The following is a 21,706-nucleotide window of genomic DNA, read 5'->3' on the forward strand; positions in this document are numbered from 1 at the left end:
TATTTACGCATCCTCAAACCGCCGTGAAAGTTCCACGCCGGGCTTCGGCAGCGGCCCGTCCTCAGTGGTCGCATGCCGGTCAAGCCATTGTTCGGATAAGGCCAGCACGCCGCGATAGATTTCGCCGCAGAGCTTTCGCGCTGCACTCCCCGGCCAGTCCTTCGGCAACAGCGCCATCGGCAGCAGCGGATCGCGCAGCACCACGCGGCGGTAGTAATGGATCAGGAGGATGCGGGCCGTGAACGCGTCGGCGTCGGTGAGTTCCTCTCCGCGCGCGAGCCAGCCGCGCAACGGCTCGAACGTCCTGATGAATTTCTGATAGGCATCCGCGGTGCGATCGAGCGGCCAGCTCTCGCTGAGCAGCCGCCGCCCGTTTTCATCTTCGGCCGAAACGTCCAGACGGATGGCGCTAGCGGCCTCTTCAGGGATCGGCACGCCCGACGGCGCGACCCACACGCCCGGCAGCGGACTGCCGAAGCCGGCGTTCTTCAGCGCCTCGCGCGCGGCATCGCGATCCTCGCCATTGCCGATCAGCAGCAGTTCGAAACGCCCGGTCCAGTCCGACTGCGGCGGATCGTAGATGTGCCTGGTCGCGGTGTCGAAGGTTTGCCGGCCCCTCTCATTCAGTCGGTAGAAGCTGTTGCGGCCGACCTTGTTGCGCTCGAGCCAGCCGTCGGCGGCGAGCCGCGACATCGCGGTGCGCACCACGCCGCCGTCGGTGTCGAGGAAGGCGAAGAAATCCAGCAGCGTGCCGAGCCACACGCAGCCGCCGCGCGGGACGATAGCGTCGCCGAACACGGTGATGACGATGGAGCCGGTGCGCGAGGGCTCGCGCTTCAACTGGTCGATGATGCGGTCAAGCGGCTGCGGCATGCGTCCACGCATACCGCGTTTCGCGTTGGGGCGACAATGTTGCTTGTGGTAGGCAGCCGGGCTGCATCCTTCGAGACGCGGCCAAGAGGCCGCTCCTCAGGATGAGGTCTGGCAGGGGGCGCGCTGTTAGACCCTCATGGTGGGGCGGCCTCTTGGCCGCGTCTCGAACCATGAGGCCCCGACGCACTACCGGTCCGGATCCGGATAAACCATGGCGCGCCAGCCGCCACGATCGAACGGCGCCCACTCCCCTTCGCGCTGCGCCAGCCGGTCGGCGACCGCGTAGACGGCGGCGGGATGGTGGCCCATGCCGCAATGGCTGCTTTCGACCTCGATGCTTTCCGACATCGCCGAGGCCTGCTCGCGGCAGCCTTGCCAGGCGCAGATGCCATCGGTGCGGCTGAAGATCGCCGTGGTCGGCACCGGAGGCGCGCTGGCCAGCGATCCACCGAAGCGCGGGTCCTCTTCCTCGGCGCGGCGGCCGCTCGCGATCTCATAGACCTGCCAGGCGTTGGTCGATTTTGGCCCGGCCGCAAAGGGGCTACCGAGCGTGATCACCTGGCGCACGCGCTCAGGCATCATCTTGGCGAGTTGGCGAGCATAGAGGCCGCCGAGGCTCCAGCCGACGAGCGAGACCTTGCGGCCATGGCTGTCGTTCATGTCCTGCACGAGATCGACCATCGCCTGCTGCACGCCCGCGCGCAGGCCGAGATTGCGGCCCTGGCGCCAGCCGCTGACCGCGTAGCCCTTGCTGCTCAGGAACTCGCGCAGCGGCCGCGTCGAGAGATCCGATGCGACGAGGCCGGGCAGCACCAGCACCGGATGACCATCGCCGCGCGGCGCGAGGCTCAACAGCGGCAAAGCGCCGAGGAAGGCGCCGAGTTCGTGGATGGCGCGCCCCTCCAACAGCATCAACGTCCTGGACGGCGGGCGAAGCGTCTCTGCGGCAAGGGGCACGGCATCTCCTTCCCGCCGGCCTTCGCATTGCGGCAGCCGGCCAACGGATCAATAGGCAATTAAAGCTAGGGAAACGGCTTTCTACTTTCAAGCTAACCAGATCACACAGATCACAACAAAAACGCTCGCGTTCCCGATCGGTCACACCAGCCGCAGCAAATATTCGATGGTGTACAAGATCAATCCGGCAAGGCCGCCGATCAGCGATCCATTGAAGCGAATATATTGCAGGTCCCTGCCGACGTTGATCTCGAGCAGCGAGATCAATTGCTGCATGTCCCAGGCCTTCATCTGATCGGCGATGAAGGTCGAAACGCCGCTCTTCTGGTCGGCGACCACTGTCCGCAGGATCGCGACCAACCCCTCGTTGATCTCGGCGCGCAGCTCAGTGTCGCCGGCCAGCGCTTCACCCGCCTCCACGAACATCCTGGCCAGATACTGCTGCAGGACCTGCGTCTCTCCAGAGGCGCTGCGTTCGATGAAGTCCTTCAGGTTCGACCAGATGTTGCGCGCGAGGCCTTCAAGTTCCGGCCGCGCCAGCAGATCGCGCTTCAATCGGTTGATGCGATCGGCAAAGGCACGATCGCTGCCGAGCCGCTCGACGAACGACAGCAGCATGCGGTCGAACTCGCCGCGGAACGGATGCTTCGGATCGTCACGGACTTCCTCGAAGAATTTCGTCGCGGAGGCGATGATCCGGTTCACGACGAATTTGTCAGCGCGATAGAGCCTCAGGAGCGTCGGCATTTCCGCGCGGACCTTGTCGCGGATGACAGCCATGGTCTCCTTCGTCGTCAGCGTCTGGTGCAGGACGCGCAGGATGTCGTCGAGCAGGCCCTCGTGCTTTCCCTCCTGCACGAAGCCGCGCAGCGTGCCGGCGGCAAGCGGCGCCAGATCGATCGCCAGCAGTTGCGCGGTGACGCGGCGGCTGACGAACTTCATCGATCCCGAATTCTCCGTCGCCGAGAACGCCTCCGGCAACAGACGCAGCAGAAAGCGAGCGAGATCGGTCGAGCGCTTGCGGTCGCGCAGCCAGTCGGCGATGAAAGCGCCGAAATCGATCTCGCGCAGCTTGGCCTCCACCGGCCCTGCTTCGAGGAAATTCTTCTCGATGAATTCGCCGAGCTTCTCGGCGATGCGGCCCTGATTGCTCTGGATGATCGCGGTGTGCGGGATCGGCAATCCCAAGGGACGCTTGAACAAGGCGACCACCGCATACCAGTCGGCGAGCCCGCCGATCGTCGCCGCTTCCGCAAAGGCCGCGATGAAGCCGAACACGGGATGCACCGGCAACAACGCTTTCGCGACGAGGAACAGCACGAACGTCGCAACTAACACCCCGGTCGCCAGCCACTTCACGCGCCGCAACTCCGCCGCGCGGATCGCGTCGGCGGGAGTGGCGATGGTGAAGGTGGCGGGAAGGGTCATGGAGGTTCAACCACGGTTGGTTGGCTGCGATCATATCGCGCCACACCCACTGCCGTCATGGCCGGGCTTGTCCCGGCCATCCACGTCTTGGTGCATGCGGCAAGAAGGCGCGTGGATGCCCGGGACAAGCCCGGGCATGACGAAGCAAAAAAGAAGGCCCGCAATCGGCGGGCCTCGGAAAACCGTTGCTTGGCAGGCCTGACGCGATCAGGCCGTCTTGTTGTAGACCTTGGCGAAATTGTCCTGCGCGGACTTCGCACCTTCGGTGACGAGCTTGCCGACATATTCAGTCGCAGACTTGGCCCGCGAGACGAACACTTCGCCGCGCGCACGCACCAGGTCCGACTGGATCTGCACCGCGTCGTTCAGCGACTTGGCGGAAGCCAGCTTGTCGATACCGTTGAAGAACGCTTCCGCGTCCTGATAGATCGCCTCCTGGATATTGCGGCTGATCTTGGCGGCCTCGGAAACCGAACCGGCAACGGCGGATTCGATCACGGCGGTCACCTTTTCCGAGCCGGCGTGCAAGTCTGCGGCACGAACCTTGGCGGTCTCGGCCTGCTTCTTCACGAACTCACGGGCGGCTTCCGGCACTTCCAGGTTCTGCAGCTTGGTAAAAGCTTCGGTCACAGGCGCAAAGGCCTGCTTGACGCTATCAAAAACGGAATTGGTCTCGGTGGTCATAGGGTCTCTCCATCCTCGGTTAGAGCTATGGGCTCACCCCGTCCAAATCTGGCCCAGGGCGTCATCCTTATGCCATGGTTAATGGTGCATCGCAATATATATGTTGCGATGCAGTATCACAAATCTGTGAACAGCCGCAATATCGGGCGAATTGCCCGTCAGGCAGGCTGCAGCCTGGTCAAACCTGAGGCTGGACCGCCCCCGGCAGGCCGTAGGCCTCCATCTGAGCCCGGACCTGCGCCACATTGTGCCCGAGCACCACGATGTCGGGGGTCGCGCCGGCGACATCCCGGACATGGTCGCGCAGCAGCGCCTCGGCCCGGAAGCCGAGGCCCTCGAAGAGGGCAATCGCGCTACGCTGGTCGACCGTCATCTGCACCGACAGCTTCTCGAGGCCAGCGCTGAGCGCAATGGCAAACGTCTCCTGCGCCAGCGCCCGCCCCACCCCCTGCCCGCGGACGTCCAAGGACACCACCATCCGGATCTCGCCGACATGGGGCGACCAGGAGTGACGGTCGCGCACCAGCGTGCCGCAACCGATCACGACGCCATCCCTCAGCGCCAGCAGGCTCATGATGTCGCCGCGGTCGATCTCGTTGAGCCACGCCGATAGCACCTTCGGCTCGCTGATGTTGCGCGGCAGGAACAGCAGATCATGCGTCGGCAGCTTTTGCGCGAAAGCTAGCACCGCGGCTTCGTCGGCGCGCGACATCAGACGGAATTCGATCTCGCCGGCCTCGGTCTTGACGCGCCGTGGATAGGGACGTGTCTCACTCATGTCGATCGCTGCCCCAGCCAGGAATCCAGTTTCGGCCACAGCCGCTTGATCGCATTGGCGCCGGCTACCAGGCTGACATGGCCACCTTTGAGGACCACCTCCTCCTTGTCGGTCGAGCCGACTTTCGCGATCAAGTGTCGCGCCGCCTCATAGGGCACGATGTGATCGTGCTCGGCGACAGCGTGCAGAATCGGCACCTTGACGTTCGCAAGCTTCGCCGGACGCCCGCCGACCGACATGGCGTCGTTATAGAGCTTGTTGTCCCACATCAGGTCCTTGGTGATGGTCCGGAAATAGTCGCCGGCGAGCGGCAGCGTGTCGGTCGCCCAGCGGTCGAACATCCGGTACGACTTCACGAACTCGTCGTTCCAGATGTTGTCCCAGAGCTGCACCTGGCTTGGCGCGCGCGAAGCCGGCCGCAGCATCTCGAACGATGACAGGATCAGTTCGGGCGGCATGTTGCCGACGCTATCGATCAGGCGGTCGACGTCGAAATAGCGCCGGTCGGCGAAATTCGAGAACAGCGTCATCTCGCGGAAGTCGATCGGCGTGGTGAAGCAGATCAAATTCTTCATCGGCCCGTCGTGGAAGATCGAGCCATAGAGCAGCGACAGCACGCCGCCGAAGCAATAGCCGATGACGGAGACATCGGTCTCGCCGCAATCCTGCTGCACGCGGCGAACACAGTCCGGAATGAAGTCGAGGACGTAATCCTCCATCCTGAGGTTCTTCTCTTCCGGTTTCGGCGCGGTCCAGTCGAGCATGTAGACGTCGTAGCCGCGCCTGAGCAGGAATTCGATGAAACTCTGGCCGGGCACCATGTCGAGGATATAGCCGCGATTGGTGGTGGCCATCACGATCAGGACCGGCACGCGATAGATTTCATCCGCCAGCGGTCGATAGTGGTAGAGCTGCATGGTTCCACGGCTGGCCAGCACATCCTTTGGCGTGGAGCCGAGCGCGGGACCCGAGGTCGAGAGATATTCGACGCCCTTGATGCTGCGCTGGATCGCGCGCTGCACCTCGGATTGAATGCGCTCCGCGATCGACGCTGCGTCGATCCCCAAGGACGCGTTCATCGAGGGCGCGTTCATTTTTGCGCTTTCTCCGCAGGCGGGCGTTTGGTGCGTGGCGGCCGCGGCTTGCCGGCTGTCGCACTTTCCACATTGCCCGCGCTGCGGTTCATCTCGCTCAGCAGTGCCTTGATCTCGTCGAGCTGGCTTTCGATCGATTGCAGGCGCTCGGCCATGCCGACGAGCTGCGCCCGGCTCGGCAGGTTCATGCCCACCAGATACTTCTCCATGAGCTCCGCGAACTGCTTCTGCGCGCCGGCCGCGACGCCGCCGGCCTGGTTCATCATCCGGCTGAATTCCGGCGTTCCCATTGCCTTGTTGGCGAAGGAATTGAATCCCTTTTCCAGCTCGCCGATCATCGTCTGCCAGACGACAGCAGGATCGTTGCCCTTGTCGGCCATTGGCGCTCTCCCACGTGCTTGCGAGCGCTTGCCACGCTTCTCTTTGCGCTCCATACGACACCGTTGCAGGCAGCCGGTCAACCCAAGCTGACATTGAACGCCGCGTCAGAAAGCTTCTGCGCTGCGGCAAAGCGTGGCATACAGTCGTCCATCAAGAACCCAGCCGAGGAGGCCCCGTGACCACCCTCGTCCACCGGCCGCCGCAGATGATCCGCGCCAACGGCATCGACATCTGCTACGAGATCTTCGGCGACGAGAGCGCCGAACCGATGCTGCTGATCATGGGACTCGGCGCCCAGATGATCCATTGGGACGACAAGTTCTGCGAACAGCTCGCCGCGCGCGGCTTTCGCGTGATCCGCTTCGACAACCGGGACATCGGCCAGTCCGGCAAGCTCACAGGCGGCAAGCGGCTGACGGCGTTCGAAATGCTGAGACTGCGTCTGTTCGGGATCCCCGTCGCCGCACCCTACAGACTGATCGATATGGCCAAGGACACGGTCGGCCTGATGGACGGGCTCGGGCTGAAGTCTGCGCATCTGGTCGGCGCCTCCATGGGCGGCATGATCGCGCAGGAAGTCGCGATCTCGTTTCCGCAAGTCGTGCGCTCGCTCACCTCGATCATGTCGACGACAGGCAATCCGAAGATCCCGCCGCCGACCCGCGAGGCCGGGGCCATACTTATGGCGCCGCCGCCAAGGACGAAGGACGAATATATCGAGCGCTTCGCCAAGACCTGGAAGGTCCTGCGCGTCGGTTCCTTCCCGGAGGATGAGGCGCTCGATCGTTCGCGGGCGCTGCGCACCTATGAACGCGGCCTCAATCCCGCCGGCGTCGGCCGCCAGCTCCGCGCCATCCTCGCCTCCGGCAGCCGCAAGCAACGCCTCGGCGCGGTGAAAGCGCCGACACTCGTCATCCACGGCACCGTCGATCCGCTGGTGCACCCGGCCGGCGGCAAGGACACCGCGGCCTCGATCCCGGGCGCAAAACTCCTGATGATCGAGGGCATGGGCCACGCATTGCCGATCCCGATGTGGCCAGAGATCATCGACGCCATCGCTGAGCACGCGCATGGAGCTGTGGGAAGGGCGGCGTGACGGAATCGTAGGATGGGTGGAGCGCAGCGAAACCCATCATTGCCACCAAGCGCATAGACGCGATGGGTTTCGCTTCGCTCTACCCATCCTACAATTTGTGGCTATCCGCCCGCCCAGACGTCGAGCACATACCTGTTCTTCGCGCCGAGGTCCTCGATCCAGCGCGTCGCTGCGCCGGCATCGTCCCCATTGTGCTCGCGACGGATCGACATCAGGGTCGCCTTGACATCCGGCTCCATCTTGCTGCCGTCGCCGCAGACATAGATGATCGCGCCCTTCCCGATCAGGTCCCAGACGCGGTTCTTCTGGGCGGCAATCAGGTCCTGCACGTAGGTCTTCGAGCCATTGAGCCGCGAGAACGCGATGTGCAGCTCGGTGACGCCATCGGCGGCGAACGCCTTCAACTCGTCGGCATAGATTAAATCCTGATCCGGATGGCGGCAGCCGAAGAACAGCATTGCCGGCCCCAGATTGGCGCCCTGCGACTTGCGATGCGCTCGCTCCTGGAGGAAGCCGCGGAACGGCGCCAGGCCCGTGCCGGGGCCGATCATGATCAGCGGCACCGACGCATCGTCGGGCAGGCGGAAGCCGGCCTTGGTCTCGCGCACGGTGGCATGGACGGTGTCGCCGACGCGGCGGCCGGAAAGATAGTTTGAGCAGATGCCCTTATAGATGCCGCGGCCCGAATTCGCCGGCGCCTCCACGACGCCGACGGTGACGCTGCAGCGCGCGGGATCGCCCGAGGGCGAGGACGAGATCGAATAATAGCGCGGCGCCAGCAGCGACAGCATTTCCAGATAGATGTGGAACGGCAATTCGCAGGCCGGATGCTCCTCCAGGAGATCAAACACCGATTTGCGCTTGTCCATCACCTCGCTGCGATAACGTTCACCGGACGCATCGTCGTCGCCGACGTAGGCGAGCAGCTTCGGCTTCGTCATCGGGCAGCGCGTATGCTCGGCCATCACCTGGATCTGCTTGCGGGTTGCGACCTGCTGCAGCTCCACGAACTCGGTGAGCAACCGCCCGATAGAGATCGCATCGCCTACCGGCAGCTGCGCGCGACGGCCTTCCGTCACCTGCAGCCTGATCTGGTCCGCCGGCAGGAAGCCGAAGCGGCGCGCGACCTGGTCCACCAGCGTCGGATCGTTGCGCGGCACCACGCTCAAATGATCGCCGACGCGGTAGGTGATGCCGGGCGGTAGTTGCACCTCGATGTGCCGTGTCGAACGCTCGGACGGATTGGCGCCGGACTTGTTCTGCAGTTCCGCATTCTCCAGCACCTTCATCGCAACCGCGCCGCCCTGCGCGACGATGGCATTGACCGAGGCCGGCGCTACCGGCTCGACCGCATAGAGCGGCTCGTCCTCTGGCGTGCGGGTGAAGTTCCAGTCGATCCCGAATTCCTTGGTCGCGACCTGCGCGGCGGCCGGAAACCATTTCTGGAACTGGCCGTCGAGATCGGCCCTAGCATCGCCCTCGCCGCGCGGATAGACGGCGCGGGCGCCGCGGGCGGCGAGCTGCTCGTCGATGAAGCGCGGCACCGACTGGTACGTCGCCGCCCAATCGCTGTTGCCGCAGCCGAACACTGCGTAGCGCACGCCGGCAAACGCGTCCTTCGGCAGATCGCTGCCGAGCCATTTGACGAACTCCGTCGCGTTGTCGGGCGGCGCGCCATTGTAGGAGGCGCAGATGATCAGGACGCCGCCTTCACTCGGCAATTTCCCGACATAGTCGTCGAGCGGACCGAGCCTGGTGTTGAAGCCATTGACCTCCGCAAGATCGGCCATCCGCGTCGCCAGTTCCTCGGTCGAGCCAAGATTGGAGCCGTAGAGCACCAGCATCGGCATGTTGTGTCCCAGGCGCGGTTTCGGCCGAGGCGCCCTCGGCGCGGCCGACGCCGCCGCGGCCGCGCCAGCGAAGACGCCGCGCTCCCTGTCCTCGCGCGGGCGCACCTTGATCTTGAAGTCTTCGGGCTTGATCGTCAGCGTTTCCTTCAGGTGCATCTGGTAGCGATGCACGTCGATCAGTTTGAAGCGCTGCAGGATCATGCCGAGCGCGAGCGCCGCTTCATGCATCGCAAAGCCGCGGCCGATGCAGGCGCGCTGGCCGTTGCCGAACGGCTTCCAGGCATTGATCGGCCGCTTGGCCTCAGCCTCGCGGCTGAAATTCTCAGGGTCGAAGACATCAGGATTCGGACCCCAGACGCTGGGGTCGCGATGCAGCGCCATCACCAGGACAGTGATGAACGTGTTCTTCTTGAGCTTGTACTTGCCGCCGATGGTCTCGTCCTGCAGCGGTGCGATGCCATAGGCCGGCGCCGGCGGCCACAGCCGCAGCGCCTCCTTCAGGACTTGCGTGATGTAGGTGAGCTGGGTGACCTGCTGATAGGTCGGCTTGGCGTCGATATCGGGGCCGAGCACGCGGTCGACCTCCTCATACGCCTTCTTCAGCACCTCGGGATGTTTCAACAGCGCATAGATCGTGCTCGACAACAGGCCGCTCGTGGTCTCATGCCCCGCGATCAGGAATGTGTTGATCTGGTAGCGGATGTTGACGTCGTCGAGCTGCTCGCCGGTGACGCGGTCGATGCCGGTCATCATCGCGGCCAGCATGTCCTTCTGGCCCTCGCCGACATCGGACTGGCTCCGCCTGCGCTCGGCGATGATCTCGTCGACCATCTTGTTCATGAACGAGACGTCCTCAGTGAGCGTCTTGCGTCGCTGGCGCATCCACAGGCGCTCCAGCGGCAGGCCGCGGGTCATCATGATGGTCTCGAGGGAGCGCACCAGCGACTCCACGAAGGGGTGATAATCGCGGCGATAGAACGAATTGAAGCGATAATCGAAGCCGCAGAGCCCGATCGTGTCGAGCGTCAGCGCCGTCATGTCGTGGACGACATCGATCTCCTCGTCGGCATTGAGCCGCTCCCATTTCTTCACGAGCTGCTCGGCGATATCGACCATGCTGGGATGGTAGGACTGCATGGCGCGGTTGCCGAATGGCTGCAGCAGGATGTTGTGCGCCTTGCTCCAGTTCGGCTCCTTGGTGTCGGCGGTGAACAGGCCGTCGCCGCCGACCGCGCGCACACGCCGCAGCGAGCCGCGCACCGCTTTGTCAAAGCGCTTTTCATCCGAGAGCTCGTCGACAAGGTCATGGCCGGAGACGATCACGAGCGGGGCGCCCATCATGTCGAGCCAGTAGATCGGCCCGAGCTCTTTGGCGAGCCGCACCAGATGCTGCACCGGAGCGGTCGAATCCAGCGACAGCATGTTGCCGACCACGGGCATGGTCGGCGGATGCGGGATCGGAGCCAGTCGGTTGCCGGATGGCATATGGGAATGTCTCCTGATCTCGCCTTTAGCTCACCCCGTCATTCCGGGGCGCGCGGAGCGCGAGCCCGGAATCCATCGCGCCGCATGCGCAGGCGGAGAAATGGATTCCGGGCTCGATGCTGGCGCATCGCCCCGGAATGACGATCGGAGTTGCTTGATGCGCGCGTTCACCCAAACCGCCTTCTACGCCATTCGATCAGCTTGGCACTGACTTCTTCCGGCTTCTCCTGCTGTGTCCAATGGCCGCTGTCTTTGACCAGGTATTTCTCGAGATCCGGGATGAGCTTGTCCATGCCATCGGCCGACGACGGCGGCAGCACCGCGTCGTTCTCGGCCATGATCATCAGCGACGGCACGCGCACAATGTGATCGAGCCCTTCGGAGCGCTGCCAATTGCGCGACATGTTGCGGTACCAGTTGATGCCGCCGGTGAAGCCGGTCTTGGTGAAGGCATCGACGAACACCTGCTTTTCTTCCGGCGACAGGATCGGCGTGCGCGGATCGTGCTGGGCATCGTAATTCGCGATCATCTGCGGGAAAGCCAGGTTGAGCCGCGGCGAGGCGCCGACGCCGGCCACCACCTCCTCCGCCGGAGCGTCGGGCCGCCGTGCCGGCTTGCGCATGAAGGCATCAAAGGTCTGCTCGACCCGGCTGCCAAATATCTTGTCCGGCTCGTGCGCGGGGTCCTGGAACTGGATGATATACATGTGCTCGCCGAAGCGCTTGCGCAAAAGTTCGATCGGATCGGCCCAGGCGCGGTTGGTGTGCGGGGTATTGATGCCGACCACACCGGCGACGCGGCCCGGATGCCGAAGCGGCATCTGCCAGACCACGAAGCCGCCCCAGTCATGGCCGACGAAGACGGCCTTTTCGATCTGGAGATGATCGAGCAGGCCGACGAGATCGGCGGTCAGTTGCTCGATATCATAGGCCTCAACCGGCTCCGGCCGGTCGGTCACGCCATAGCCGCGCTGGTCCGGCGCGATCACGCGGATACCGGCTTCGCTCAGCGCCTTGATCTGGTGGCGCCAGGAAAAGGCGAGCTCCGGCCAACCGTGGCAGAGCACCATCGCCGGCCGGTCGGACCTGGGTCCGGCTTCATAGAAGCCCATGCGGATGCCGTTGGTCTGGGCGAATTGCAGCGGGGGCATTTCCATCATCGAGACGATCCTTATTCAGCGGCGCTTTTGGTCTCGGCTGGCGGCGGCACGAACGCCGCCTCCAGCGCCTCGAATTCGGCCGGCAGCATGTCGCACAAAATCTGCACATGCGGAATGATGTTCGCGCCGGCGACGAAACCGAAATCGAGCTGGTCGCGATAACTCTGCACGGTGATGTTGAGCGCAAGGCCGTGGGTCGCGATCGACACCGGGAAGATGTGCAGCAGCTCCGCGCCCGCCGCGTAGAGCGTCTGCCTCGGCCCCGGCACATTCGAGACGGTGATGTTGGCTGCCGGCGGCAGCACATTCGACAGGTCCGAGCGGCTGTAGAGCAGCGCCAGGATCTGCACCAGGATCGGCGCGCCCAGCATCGAGACATTGGAGACCTGCGGCATGAACGCCCGCAGCGGATGCGACATCTCCTTCGCCTTGGTGGATTGCGCGATGATCGCTTCCAGCCGCGCCCTGGGATCCTCGACGTTGGTCGCGATCGAGCAGATCATGCCGAACACTTGGTTGTTCGATTCGGTATTGCCCTCCTCGCGCAGCGAGATCGGTACCGCCGCGGTCAGCGATTTGTTCGGCAGCGCGCCCTGGCTGATCAAATGGCGGCGCACCACGCCGGAGGCGAGCGCCAGCACGACGTCATTGAGCTTGCCGCCGGCCGCCTTTGCCACCGCCTTGGCGCGAGACAGCGAAACCGAAGTGCCGGCAAAGCTGCGCTCCGAGGAGATCGCCTTGTTCAGGATGGTCGGCGGCGACACCATGCTGGCGAGGCTTTCGCGCGATTTTGGATCGGAGACCTTGGTCACGACTTCCGACACGCTTTTCAGCATCGCCGGCACGGCGCTTGCGAACTTGATTGCGTTCTCGATCTGGAACATGGCGTTGTCGAACAGGATCGAGCCGAGATCGCTCTTGCCCGAGCGCGGCAGCTCGATCGTCCTTGGCGCCGCCGCGGCATCGAACGGCTGGGTCCAGAGCAGCTGATAGGAATCGATCAGGTTGGCCGCAATGTCGCGTGGTTCCTGCGCGACCTTCCGCGCGATCGGCGGGTCGACCTTCCGCGGGATCGGCGAGATGTCGTAGATCATGCTGGTGAGCGCAGCGCCCGCGCCGCCGTCGATGCAAGCATGGTGCATCTTGGAGTAGAGGCCGATCTCGTTGTTCTGCATGCCCTCGAAGACATAGAACTCCCACAACGGCCGGGCGCGATTGAGCAGCTTGGCATGGATCCAGCCGACGAGGCGCTCCAGCGTGGCGCGGTCATGCGGCGCCGGCAGGCTGCCGCGGAAGATGTGGCGGTCGATGTCGAACTGGTCGTCCTCCACCCAGGAAGGGTGGTCGATGTCGAGCGGTGCCTTCTCCAGGCGCGATTTCAGGATCGGCGCGATGTGCAGTCGCGAGGCGATCATCGCCTTGAAGTCTTCGAAGAAGTCGCCCTTGTAGTCGTCGGGCAGGCGGAAGATCGCCATGCTCCCGACATGCATCGGCATTTCCGGCGTTTCCAGATAGAGAAACGACGCGTCCAGCGACGACAGTTTCTTGGCGTCGGCCATGGCTCCCTCCCGGTGATTGTCGCGCGGCGCCTTGCTGGCGCTCTCATTCGGACGGCCGCTTGCTGCGGCGTCGATCAGGATTGTGCCTGTTCCGGGGGTGGATAGGCAATGGCAAAGGGGCCGGACCGATCAAAATGACTGAACTCGCCCTCCGCCTGCGCCAGCCGATTGGCCACCGCCCAGAGCGCCGCGGGATTGACGCCGAGCCCGATATGGCTTGCGAGCAGCACCTCGATATTTTCGGCTGTTGCCGACGGACGCAGCACGCTGGTGCGCCAGTTCACGATGCCGTCGGCGCGCGAGTAGATCGAGGTGGTCGGCACCGGCATGTCGCCGGCGATCGCCTGCCGGACCTCGGGAGCGTCATCGACGCTCTCGCCTGTCAGCGCCTCGTAGAGCCGCGTCGCGTTGGTGGCGCGGATATCGCCGGCAAAGGGGGAGCCGAGCGTGATGACGGAGCGCACCATCTCCGGCGCGTTCAGCGCCAGATCGCGCGCATAGACGCCGCCAAGGCTCCAGCCGATAACGCTCACCTTGCGTCCGGTGGAGTCGCTGATCCGCCGCAACAGATCGCGCAGCGAGGCGCGCATCCGGCTGAGGCCGCGGACATTGCGACCAAAGCTCCAGGCATAGGTGTCATAGCCGAGCGCCTTCAGGTACCGCCGCATCGGCGCCATTGACAGGTCGCTTGCCAGGAATCCCGGCAGCGTCAGCACCGGATGGCCGTCCCCTCTCGGCGCACGCATCAAAAGCGGCAGCAGCAGGAGGCTCGAATTGAACTCGAACAGGCCCCTGCCCTCGGCCAGCATCAGACAGATGTTCGGTGGACGCAGCCGGCGTTCGCTCTCCTCACGGCTGCCATCCACGGCCGTCATCTATTTCCTGTCCTTCTTCGAGGTGCTGCCGAGGCCCGCCATCGCCACGAACATGTCCTGGAAACGCTCGGCCAGCTTGGGATCGAGCCAGCTCTGCATCAAAGCTTCCGGCGATACCTTCTCGATGTTCGAGGTCATCTGCTGCTGCAGCTTTTCCATGACCGCCGTCTGCATCGGCGCGACATCCGGCAGGCCGAAGAACTGCCGGGCTTCGAGCGGCGTGCAATCTATTTCGACATTGACCTTCATGACCGCTCCTCAATGCAGTTGACGCAAGAACATGACCCGGAATCGATTCTTCGAAAGGATCATGCCGTGGTGCAGTATCGCCGCGAGAGGGCTGGTCACGCAAGCGGGACGATGACGGCAGGCGGCAGGCGTCGCCTGCCAGGGTCAACCAAAGCGCTCGACCGCAAACGGCTTCGCATCCGCAAACGGCGTCTCGCCGGTCATCATCTCCGCAAGCAGCCGGCCGCTCACGGGCCCTAGCGTCAATCCGTGGTGCTGATGGCCGAAATCGAACCAGAGCCCGGGGTGGCGCGGCGCCTTGCCGATCACCGGCAGCATGTCCGGCAGGCAAGGCCGCGCGCCCTTCCAGGGCTTTGCCTCGACGGGATCGCCGAGCGGAAACAGGTTGCGCGCCCGCGGTACCGCCCGCTCGACCTGCACCGGGGACGCCGGTGCGTCGCGATGGGCGAACTCGACACCGGTGGTGAGCCGGATGCCGCGGTTCATCGGCGCCAGACAATAGCCGAGATCGGAATCGAGCACGGGATGATTGAGCACGGCGTTATCGCCCGGCTTCAGGTGCAAATGATAACCGCGCTTGACCTGAAGCGGGATCGCATAGCCGAGCGGGCCGAATACCTGGTCGGACCACGGGCCCATCGCGACCACCACCTCGCGGGCGGTCACACTGCCCTCGCTGATGGCCACCCGCCATCGTCCGCCGGACTGTTCGAGCGTGCGGGCGTCGCCGACAAAGAAGCGGCCGCCCCTGCGGCCGAACAACGCGGCATAGGCCTTTGCCAGCCCGCCGGGATCGACGATCGAGCCCGGCGCCGGCGAATATATCGCGCCGGCGAAGTCACCCGACAGGTTCGGCTCACGCGCGGCGATGCCCTTGGCATCGAGGACTTCGTTGGTGACGCCATATTGCTTCGCACGCTCGGTATCGCGCACGGCCTTGGCGAAGGTCGCTTCGCTGCGATAGAGTTTGATCCAGCCGGTCTTGCGCAGCAATTCCGGAACGCCGGCTTCTGCAATCAACGCCTCGTGCTCGATCAGGCTCTGTCGGATCAACGGCATCTCGGCGAGCGCGCTGTGCAATGCACCCTCAGCCGAGGAGGCGAAGTAATAGCGCGCGAGCCATGGCAGGAAGATCGGCAGGTCGGCGAAGCGGTAGCGCACCTGCGGCGCGCGGTTCAGCGCATAGCGGAGCAGTTCGCCGAAATCCCGCGGGAACATGTAGGGAAAAACCGAGGCGCATTCGATGATGCCGGCATTGCCGTAACTCGTCTCCTCGCCGGCAACATCATGCCGGTCGACGAGGACGACATCGCGGCCTCGTTTTTGCAGATGCAAGGCGGCTCCAACACCGACCATGCCAGCCCCCAGGACAACGACGTCGGCCCTCAGTTCCGCCATCAGTACTCCGAAAGTTCAATGTTACGCGCACGCCCGGCCAGCGAGCGTCAAGCTAATGATTGCGGCACCTCTGCGCAAACTGATCTCACGTCTTACGGGAAATCGCGCTTGCGCACCCGGTAAACTTTGGCAACATTGGCATGCAATATCCAAACAGCGCATCGCGGGGCCAAGACGGGGAACAGGTTCAAATGTCGGTACGCCAGTATCTGCTTGCGGCAATAAGTCTTGCCATCGTCGCGACGACGACATCTGTTTCAGCCCAGACGCTGCGCTACGCCAATCAGGGCGATCTGAAATCGCTGGATCCGCATACGCTGAACGAGACGACCACGCATGCCCATCTCGGACAGGTCTATGAAGGACTCACCGCGCGCGACAAGGATCTGAAGATCATTCCGGCGCTCGCGGAAAGCTGGGAGACGCCGGAGCCGACCCGCTGGCGCTTCCATCTGCGCAAGAACGTCAAGTTCCAAAACGGCGATCCCTTCACCGCCGACGACGTGGTGTTCTCGGCCGACCGCGTCCGCGCCAAGGGCTCCAACCTGCAGACCCGCATTCCTGCCGATGCCAAGGTCGTCAAGGTCGACGACTACACCGTCGATTTCATCCTGACCTCGCCCAATCCCATCCTGAATTCGCAATGGGATACTTGGTACATCATGGACAAGAAGTGGGCTGAGGCGAACAACGCCACGCAGCCCACGCCGGCATCCGCGACCACGCCGAGCTTTGCCTCGCTCAACGCCAACGGCACCGGGCCTTTCATGATCGAAAGCCATCAGCCCGGCGTGAAGACGGTGTTCAAGGTCAATCCGAACTGGTGGCAGAAGCCCGAACACAATTTGAAGGAAATTGTCTTCACCCCGATCGCCTCCGATGCGACCCGCGTCGCCGCGCTGCTCTCGGGCGAGGTCGACATCATCGAGCCGGTTCCGATCCAGGACATCTCACGCGTCGATTCCAGTCCGAACGCGCAGGTGCTGAAGGGGCCGGAGCTCCGCACCATCTTCCTCGGCATGGACCAGAGCCGCGACGAGTTGCTCTACTCCAACATCAAGGGCAAGAACCCGTTCAAGGACGTCCGTGTCCGCGAAGCCTTCTACAAGGCGATCGACATCGAACTGATCAAGAACCGCGTGATGCGCGGATTGTCGACGCCGTCGGCGCTGATGGTCGCGCCGCAACTGTTCGCGCTGTCGAAGGATTTCACCCGTCCGAAATTCGATCCCGACGGCGCCAAGAAGCTCCTGACCGCAGCCGGCTATCCCGACGGCTTCGAAGTCACCATGGATTGTCCGAACGACCGCTATGTCAACGACGCCGCGATCTGCCAGGCCGTGGTCGGCATGCTCGCCCGCATCGGCGTGAAGGTGAACCTGCTGGCGCAGCCGAAAGCGCAGTATTTTGCAAAAATCCTGAAGCCCGGCGGCTACCAGACCTCGTTCTACATGCTGGGATGGACGCCGGGCACGCTCGACTCGCACAACGTGATGTATGACATCATGGGCTGCCGCGACGATCCGAAATCGGCGCGCGGCGAGACCAATCTCGGCGGCTACTGCAACAAGGAATTCGACGCCGTCGCCGACAAGGTGCTGCAGGAGACCGACACCGCCAAGCGCGACCAGTTGATCAAGGCCGGCTTCGAGATCGCGATGAAGGACTGGGCCTATATCCCGCTGCATCAGCAGGCGCTGGCCTGGGGTGTCTCGAAAAAATTGAAAGTGGTGCAGCGCCCGGACAACCAGGTGCTGCCCTACTGGATGGTCAAATCGGAATAAAGCTTCGTCACTCCAAGGTCCCGGCAGCCCCGCGCTTCCGGGACCTTTTGCTTAGTGACAGGAAATCACCAACGCTTCGGGTGAAAGGAACAGATGCTCGCTTTCACGCTTCGCCGCGCCGTTCAAGCCATCGGGGTGATGATCGCCGTCGGGATCATCGCCTTCGCGATGTTCCGTTTCGCCGGCGACCCCGTCAGCCAGATCGTCTCGATCGACACGCCCGCGGCCGAGCGCGAGGCGGTGCGCAAGTCGCTCGGGCTCGACGATCCCGTGCTGGTCCAGTTCGCGCGCTATTTTATCAACGCGGCGCAGTTCAAGTTCGGCGTCTCCTATCAGTTCCGGCAGCCGGTCTCGACACTGCTCGCCGAACGGATGCCGGCGACGCTGGAACTCGCGGTCTGCGCCACCATCTTCGCGATGGTGTTCGGCATCCTCATGGGCGTCTATGCCGCGCTGAGGCGCGACACGCTGCTTGCCAAACTATGCCAGGCGGTGTCGCTGATCGGCATCTCGCTGCCGACCTTCCTGATCGGCATCCTCCTGATCTATTTGTTCGCGGTGACCCTGGGCTGGCTGCCTTCATTCGGCCGCGGCGAAGTAGTGCGGATCGGCTGGTGGACCACTGGCCTGCTCACGGTGTCCGGACTCAAGGCGCTGATCATGCCCTCGATCACGCTCGGCCTGTTCCAGATGACGCTGATCATGCGGCTGGTGCGCGCGGAGATGCTGGAAGTGCTGCGCGCCGACTATATCCGCTTTGCCCGCGCCCGTGGACTGACCACGCGCGCCATTCATTTCGGTCACGCGCTGAAGAACACGCTGGTTCCCGTCATCACCGTGGCCGGCCTGCAATTTGGCTCGGTTATTGCATTCTCGATCATCACCGAGTCCGTGTTCCAGTGGCCGGGCATGGGATTGATGTTCGTGCAGGCGGTGCAAAACGTCGATATCCCGATCATGGCGGCGTATCTTCTGATGGTCTCGCTGATCTTCGTCACGATCAACCTCGTGGTCGACATCCTCTACACCATCGTCGACCCGCGCCTGCGCGCCACCGTCAGCCGTCCGGCTTGAGGGCCACAGCATGTCCGACGCAGTCGTCCAAGACCAGACCGAAGCCGCGCACGCTGGTGCAAGCTGGTTCCGTCGCGCCGTCGACAGCGACCTGTTCTATTCCTTCCGCCGCTCGAAGCTGACGATGCTCGCGGCCGCCGTCACCCTGCTGTTCTTCCTGCTCGCGATCCTTGCTTCCGTACTCGCCGTGCAGAACCCGTTCGATCCGGCGCAGCTCCAATTGATGAACTCACGCATCTCGCCACTCTGGACCGCGGACGGCCAGAGCCCGTTCCTGCTCGGCACCGACGAACAGGGCCGCGATGTGTTCTCCGCCATTCTCTATGGCTTGAGGATTTCGCTTATCGTCGGCGTGCTCGGCGTCGTCTTCGCCGGCGCGATCGGAATCACGCTCGGGCTGATCGCGGGCTATCTCGGCGGCGCCGTCGACGCCGTGATCATGCGGATCGCCGACGTGCAGCTCACCTTCCCGGCGATCCTGATCGCGCTGATCGTCAATGGCGTTGCCAAATCCGTGTTCGGCAACCGGCTCGATCCGATGAGCATGCTCGCCGTCCTCGTGGTCGCGATCGGGCTGAGTTTCTGGGTGCAATATGCCCGTACCGTGCGCGGCTCGGTCATGGTGGAGAAGAACAAGGATTATGTCGCCGCCGCGCAACTGATCGGTCTGCCCGCGCCCAAGATCATGCTGCGCCACGTGCTGCCCAACACGATGGGCCCGATCCTCGTCATCGCCACCATCAACCTGGCGCTCGCTGTTATCACCGAGGCGACGCTGTCGTTCCTGGGCTCAGGCATGCCCGACACCATGCCCTCGCTCGGAACGTTGATCCGGATCGGCAACAATTATCTCTTCGCCGGCGAATGGTGGATCGTCGCCTTTCCCGGCATTGCGCTGGCCGGCTTGATCCTCTCGATCAACCTGCTCGGCGATTGGCTGCGCGACGCGCTCAATCCGAAGCTCCGATGACCGTGCCTGTCCTCTCCGTGCGTGACCTGAAGGTGGAGTTCGTCACCCGCCGCGCGACGTTGCGCGCGATCGACGGCGTCTCCTTCGAGATCGCCAAGGGCGAGGTGCTGGGCGTGGTCGGCGAATCCGGCGCCGGCAAGTCGGTCACGGGCCTTGCTGTCATTGGCCTGATCGATCCGCCCGGCCGCATCTCCGGCGGCGAGATCCTGCTCTCGGGCATGCGCATCGATCATTTGCCGCCGGAGGAAATCCGGCGCGTGCGCGGCAAACGCATCGGCATGATCTTCCAGGATCCGCTGACGAGCCTCAACCCGCTGTACCGGATCGGCGACCAGATCGTCGAAACTATCCGCACCCATACCAACCTGTTGGAAAGTGCCGCGCGAAAACGTGCCGTCGACCTGCTCGCCGAGGTCGGCATCCCCGCGCCGGACAAGCGCGTCGACGGCTATCCGCATGAATTCTCCGGCGGCATGCGCCAGCGCGTCGTAATCGCGCTCGCGATCTGCGCCGAGCCGGAACTGATCATTGCCGACGAGCCGACCACCGCGCTCGACGTTTCTGTACAGGCGCAGATCATCGCATTGATCAAGCGGCTCGGCCGCGATCATGGCACCGCCGTGATGCTTGTGACCCACGACATGGGCGTGATCGCCGAGACCTGCGACCGCGTCGCGGTGATGTATTCCGGCCGCATCGCCGAGATCGGCCCGGTGCAGGACGTCATCCGCAATCCGCTGCATCCCTACGCCAAGGGCCTGATGGGCGCGATCCCGACGCTTGCCGGCGAGGACAAGCGATTGGTGCAGATTCCTGGCTCGATGCCGCGATTGTCGGCGATTCCGCCGGGCTGCCCGTTCAACCCGCGCTGCGCTTTTGCCTTCGACCGCTGCCGGGTCGAGCGTCCCGAACCGATCCGCCAGGGCGCGCAGGCCGTCGCCTGCCATCTCTACGACCACGCCGCGAAGGAGAGTGCGGCATGACATCGTTCATCGAGGTCAAGAAGCTCCGGCGCGTGTTCGATGTCTCAAAGCCGTGGCTCAATCGCGTGCTCGAAGGCGGCCATCTCGAATTCCTCAGGGCGGTCGACGGCGTCACCTTCGATATCCGCAAAGGCGAAACCTTTGCGCTTGTCGGCGAATCCGGCTCCGGCAAGACCACGGTGGCGCGCATGGTGGTCGGGCTGTTGCCGCCGAGCTCGGGCGAGGTCGTGATCGATGGCGTCTCGATGACCGATCCGAGGCAAGCGCAGGCGCGCCAGCGCTTGCGCCGCCGGATCCAGATGATCTTCCAGGATCCCTATGCGAGCCTCAATCCGCGCTTCCGGGTCGATGCCATCGTCTCCGAGCCGATCCGCGCCTTCGAGCTGATCCAAAGCGAGCGCGACATCCGTGCCCGCGTCGGCGAGTTGCTCTCCCTGGTCGGACTGCATGCCGATGACGGGCTGAAATATCCGCATGAATTCTCCGGCGGCCAGCGCCAGCGCATCGCCATCGCCCGCGCGCTCGCCTCTGAGGCCGAGTTCATCGTCTGCGACGAGCCGACCTCGGCGCTGGATGTTTCCGTGCAGGCGCAGATCCTCAATTTGATGCGCGACCTGCAGGACAAGTTCGGCCTCACCTACCTCTTCATCAGTCACAACCTTGCCGTCGTGCGCCACATGGCGAGCCGGATCGGCGTGATGTATCTCGGCCGCATCGTGGAGGTCGCGGAGGGCCGCACGCTGTTCAACAATCCGCGCATGCCCTACACCAAGATGCTGCTCGGCGCGGTTCCTGATCTCGCAATGAGCGGCCGCCAGCGCATTCCCGTCAAAGGCGAAATCCCGAACCCGATCGATCCGCCACCGGGATGCGCCTTCAACCCGCGCTGCCCGCTGGCATTTGACCTGTGCCGCCAAAAGGCGCCGGAATTGATCGACGGCGTGGCCTGCCATGCGGTGAACGCCCCCGTCGAAGCTGCCGCGCCCGTGTGAACACAACGATGCGAGGTAGCCATGCCGGCCGCGCCG

The 21,706-nt window shown here is 63.9% G+C and carries 19 protein-coding genes; 6 read left to right on the forward strand and 13 right to left on the reverse strand.

From position 1 onward, the window contains the following. Positions 1 to 3: 3 nt before the first annotated feature. The 7 genes from paaX to YY7_RS0121255 form a co-directional block, all read right to left on the reverse strand. Positions 4 to 873, reverse strand: coding sequence for a phenylacetic acid degradation operon negative regulatory protein PaaX (gene paaX / locus YY7_RS0121225; RefSeq protein WP_028164982.1), 870 nt, complete (start codon positions 871 to 873; stop codon positions 4 to 6). 186 nt (positions 874 to 1,059) lie between these two features. After that, positions 1,060 to 1,785, reverse strand: a complete 726-nt coding sequence (locus YY7_RS0121230) for an alpha/beta hydrolase (protein WP_051396829.1) — start codon at positions 1,783 to 1,785, stop codon at positions 1,060 to 1,062. Between the two features lie 186 nt (positions 1,786 to 1,971). Beyond that, positions 1,972 to 3,258, reverse strand: a complete 1,287-nt coding sequence (locus tag YY7_RS0121235) for a DUF445 domain-containing protein (protein WP_028164984.1) — start codon at positions 3,256 to 3,258, stop codon at positions 1,972 to 1,974. 207 nt (positions 3,259 to 3,465) lie between these two features. Further along, complete coding sequence (locus YY7_RS0121240) at positions 3,466 to 3,942, reverse strand: phasin (RefSeq protein WP_028164985.1); 477 nt, start codon at positions 3,940 to 3,942, stop codon at positions 3,466 to 3,468. A 178-nt stretch (positions 3,943 to 4,120) separates the two neighbouring features. Continuing rightward, complete coding sequence (locus tag YY7_RS0121245; RefSeq protein WP_028164986.1) at positions 4,121 to 4,720, reverse strand: GNAT family N-acetyltransferase; 600 nt, start codon at positions 4,718 to 4,720, stop codon at positions 4,121 to 4,123. Continuing rightward, complete coding sequence (locus YY7_RS0121250) at positions 4,717 to 5,799, reverse strand: alpha/beta fold hydrolase (RefSeq protein ID WP_028164987.1); 1,083 nt, start codon at positions 5,797 to 5,799, stop codon at positions 4,717 to 4,719. The genes YY7_RS0121245 and YY7_RS0121250 overlap by 4 nt, the downstream gene beginning before the upstream one ends. 11 nt (positions 5,800 to 5,810) lie before the next feature. Further along, a complete protein-coding gene (locus YY7_RS0121255) occupies positions 5,811 to 6,194 on the reverse strand; it encodes a hypothetical protein (RefSeq protein ID WP_028164988.1) in 384 nt (127 codons plus the stop codon). A gap of 206 nt (positions 6,195 to 6,400) precedes the next feature. Between YY7_RS0121255 and YY7_RS0121260 the strand changes: the two genes are divergently transcribed. Continuing rightward, complete coding sequence (locus YY7_RS0121260; RefSeq protein ID WP_155255259.1) at positions 6,401 to 7,291, forward strand: alpha/beta fold hydrolase; 891 nt, start codon at positions 6,401 to 6,403, stop codon at positions 7,289 to 7,291. A 101-nt stretch (positions 7,292 to 7,392) separates the two neighbouring features. On the opposite strand, the gene YY7_RS0121265 is transcribed toward YY7_RS0121260, so the two are convergent. From YY7_RS0121265 to YY7_RS0121290, 6 genes are all read right to left on the reverse strand, one after another. Further along, positions 7,393 to 10,626: a bifunctional cytochrome P450/NADPH--P450 reductase gene (locus YY7_RS0121265; RefSeq protein ID WP_028164990.1), complete on the reverse strand. Its 3,234-nt coding sequence runs from the start codon at positions 10,624 to 10,626 to the stop codon at positions 7,393 to 7,395. A 167-nt stretch (positions 10,627 to 10,793) separates the two neighbouring features. After that, positions 10,794 to 11,786, reverse strand: a complete 993-nt coding sequence (locus YY7_RS0121270; RefSeq protein ID WP_028164991.1) for an alpha/beta fold hydrolase — start codon at positions 11,784 to 11,786, stop codon at positions 10,794 to 10,796. An 11-nt stretch (positions 11,787 to 11,797) separates the two neighbouring features. Further along, positions 11,798 to 13,345 carry a wax ester/triacylglycerol synthase family O-acyltransferase gene (locus tag YY7_RS0121275; protein ID WP_028164992.1) on the reverse strand — a complete coding sequence of 516 codons (1,548 nt, stop codon included), beginning with the start codon at positions 13,343 to 13,345 and terminating at the stop codon, positions 11,798 to 11,800. A gap of 74 nt (positions 13,346 to 13,419) precedes the next feature. Then, a complete protein-coding gene (locus YY7_RS0121280; protein ID WP_028164993.1) occupies positions 13,420 to 14,220 on the reverse strand; it encodes an esterase/lipase family protein in 801 nt (266 codons plus the stop codon). Next, positions 14,221 to 14,469, reverse strand: a complete 249-nt coding sequence (locus YY7_RS0121285; protein ID WP_028164994.1) for a DUF6489 family protein — start codon at positions 14,467 to 14,469, stop codon at positions 14,221 to 14,223. It lies immediately after the preceding gene. A gap of 144 nt (positions 14,470 to 14,613) precedes the next feature. Beyond that, positions 14,614 to 15,867 carry an NAD(P)/FAD-dependent oxidoreductase gene (locus tag YY7_RS0121290; protein ID WP_028164995.1) on the reverse strand — a complete coding sequence of 418 codons (1,254 nt, stop codon included), beginning with the start codon at positions 15,865 to 15,867 and terminating at the stop codon, positions 14,614 to 14,616. A 191-nt stretch (positions 15,868 to 16,058) separates the two neighbouring features. Here YY7_RS0121290 and YY7_RS0121295 point away from each other — a divergent pair, with 191 nt between their 5' ends. From YY7_RS0121295 to YY7_RS0121315, 5 genes are all read left to right on the forward strand, one after another. Then, positions 16,059 to 17,651 carry an ABC transporter substrate-binding protein gene (locus YY7_RS0121295; protein ID WP_028164996.1) on the forward strand — a complete coding sequence of 531 codons (1,593 nt, stop codon included), beginning with the start codon at positions 16,059 to 16,061 and terminating at the stop codon, positions 17,649 to 17,651. A 93-nt stretch (positions 17,652 to 17,744) separates the two neighbouring features. Next, on the forward strand, positions 17,745 to 18,725 hold the full coding sequence (locus YY7_RS0121300) for an ABC transporter permease (RefSeq protein ID WP_028164997.1): 981 nt from the start codon (positions 17,745 to 17,747) through the stop codon (positions 18,723 to 18,725). Between the two features lie 10 nt (positions 18,726 to 18,735). Next, complete coding sequence (locus YY7_RS0121305; RefSeq protein ID WP_028164998.1) at positions 18,736 to 19,695, forward strand: ABC transporter permease; 960 nt, start codon at positions 18,736 to 18,738, stop codon at positions 19,693 to 19,695. Continuing rightward, entirely contained in the window at positions 19,692 to 20,678 is a 987-nt protein-coding gene (locus YY7_RS0121310) for an ABC transporter ATP-binding protein (protein WP_028164999.1), read from the forward strand. Before YY7_RS0121305 ends, YY7_RS0121310 begins: the two co-directional genes overlap by 4 nt. After that, a complete protein-coding gene (locus YY7_RS0121315) occupies positions 20,675 to 21,670 on the forward strand; it encodes an ABC transporter ATP-binding protein (protein ID WP_028165000.1) in 996 nt (331 codons plus the stop codon). Before YY7_RS0121310 ends, YY7_RS0121315 begins: the two co-directional genes overlap by 4 nt. Positions 21,671 to 21,706: the final 36 nt, after the last annotated feature.

The sequence above is a fragment of the Bradyrhizobium elkanii WSM2783 genome, assembly GCF_000472865.1.
Taxonomy (GTDB): Bacteria; Pseudomonadota; Alphaproteobacteria; order Rhizobiales; family Xanthobacteraceae; genus Bradyrhizobium; species Bradyrhizobium elkanii_A.

What these genes read in the sequence shown, in the direction of transcription:
- paaX (WP_028164982.1), bottom strand. Translation starts at nt 873, where the DNA reads ATGCCGCAGCCGCTTGACCGCATCATCGACCAGTTGAAGCGCGAGCCC.
- YY7_RS0121230 (WP_051396829.1), bottom strand. Translation starts at nt 1,785, where the DNA reads ATGCTGTTGGAGGGGCGCGCCATCCACGAACTCGGCGCCTTCCTCGGC.
- YY7_RS0121235 (WP_028164984.1), bottom strand. Translation starts at nt 3,258, where the DNA reads ATGACCCTTCCCGCCACCTTCACCATCGCCACTCCCGCCGACGCGATC.
- YY7_RS0121240 (WP_028164985.1), bottom strand. Translation starts at nt 3,942, where the DNA reads ATGACCACCGAGACCAATTCCGTTTTTGATAGCGTCAAGCAGGCCTTT.
- YY7_RS0121245 (WP_028164986.1), bottom strand. Translation starts at nt 4,720, where the DNA reads ATGAGTGAGACACGTCCCTATCCACGGCGCGTCAAGACCGAGGCCGGC.
- YY7_RS0121250 (WP_028164987.1), bottom strand. Translation starts at nt 5,799, where the DNA reads ATGAACGCGTCCTTGGGGATCGACGCAGCGTCGATCGCGGAGCGCATT.
- YY7_RS0121255 (WP_028164988.1), bottom strand. Translation starts at nt 6,194, where the DNA reads ATGGCCGACAAGGGCAACGATCCTGCTGTCGTCTGGCAGACGATGATC.
- YY7_RS0121260 (WP_155255259.1), top strand. Translation starts at nt 6,401, where the DNA reads ATGATCCGCGCCAACGGCATCGACATCTGCTACGAGATCTTCGGCGAC.
- YY7_RS0121265 (WP_028164990.1), bottom strand. Translation starts at nt 10,626, where the DNA reads ATGCCATCCGGCAACCGACTGGCTCCGATCCCGCATCCGCCGACCATG.
- YY7_RS0121270 (WP_028164991.1), bottom strand. Translation starts at nt 11,786, where the DNA reads ATGATGGAAATGCCCCCGCTGCAATTCGCCCAGACCAACGGCATCCGC.
- YY7_RS0121275 (WP_028164992.1), bottom strand. Translation starts at nt 13,345, where the DNA reads ATGGCCGACGCCAAGAAACTGTCGTCGCTGGACGCGTCGTTTCTCTAT.
- YY7_RS0121280 (WP_028164993.1), bottom strand. Translation starts at nt 14,220, where the DNA reads ATGACGGCCGTGGATGGCAGCCGTGAGGAGAGCGAACGCCGGCTGCGT.
- YY7_RS0121285 (WP_028164994.1), bottom strand. Translation starts at nt 14,469, where the DNA reads ATGAAGGTCAATGTCGAAATAGATTGCACGCCGCTCGAAGCCCGGCAG.
- YY7_RS0121290 (WP_028164995.1), bottom strand. Translation starts at nt 15,867, where the DNA reads ATGGCGGAACTGAGGGCCGACGTCGTTGTCCTGGGGGCTGGCATGGTC.
- YY7_RS0121295 (WP_028164996.1), top strand. Translation starts at nt 16,059, where the DNA reads ATGTCGGTACGCCAGTATCTGCTTGCGGCAATAAGTCTTGCCATCGTC.
- YY7_RS0121300 (WP_028164997.1), top strand. Translation starts at nt 17,745, where the DNA reads ATGCTCGCTTTCACGCTTCGCCGCGCCGTTCAAGCCATCGGGGTGATG.
- YY7_RS0121305 (WP_028164998.1), top strand. Translation starts at nt 18,736, where the DNA reads ATGTCCGACGCAGTCGTCCAAGACCAGACCGAAGCCGCGCACGCTGGT.
- YY7_RS0121310 (WP_028164999.1), top strand. Translation starts at nt 19,692, where the DNA reads ATGACCGTGCCTGTCCTCTCCGTGCGTGACCTGAAGGTGGAGTTCGTC.
- YY7_RS0121315 (WP_028165000.1), top strand. Translation starts at nt 20,675, where the DNA reads ATGACATCGTTCATCGAGGTCAAGAAGCTCCGGCGCGTGTTCGATGTC.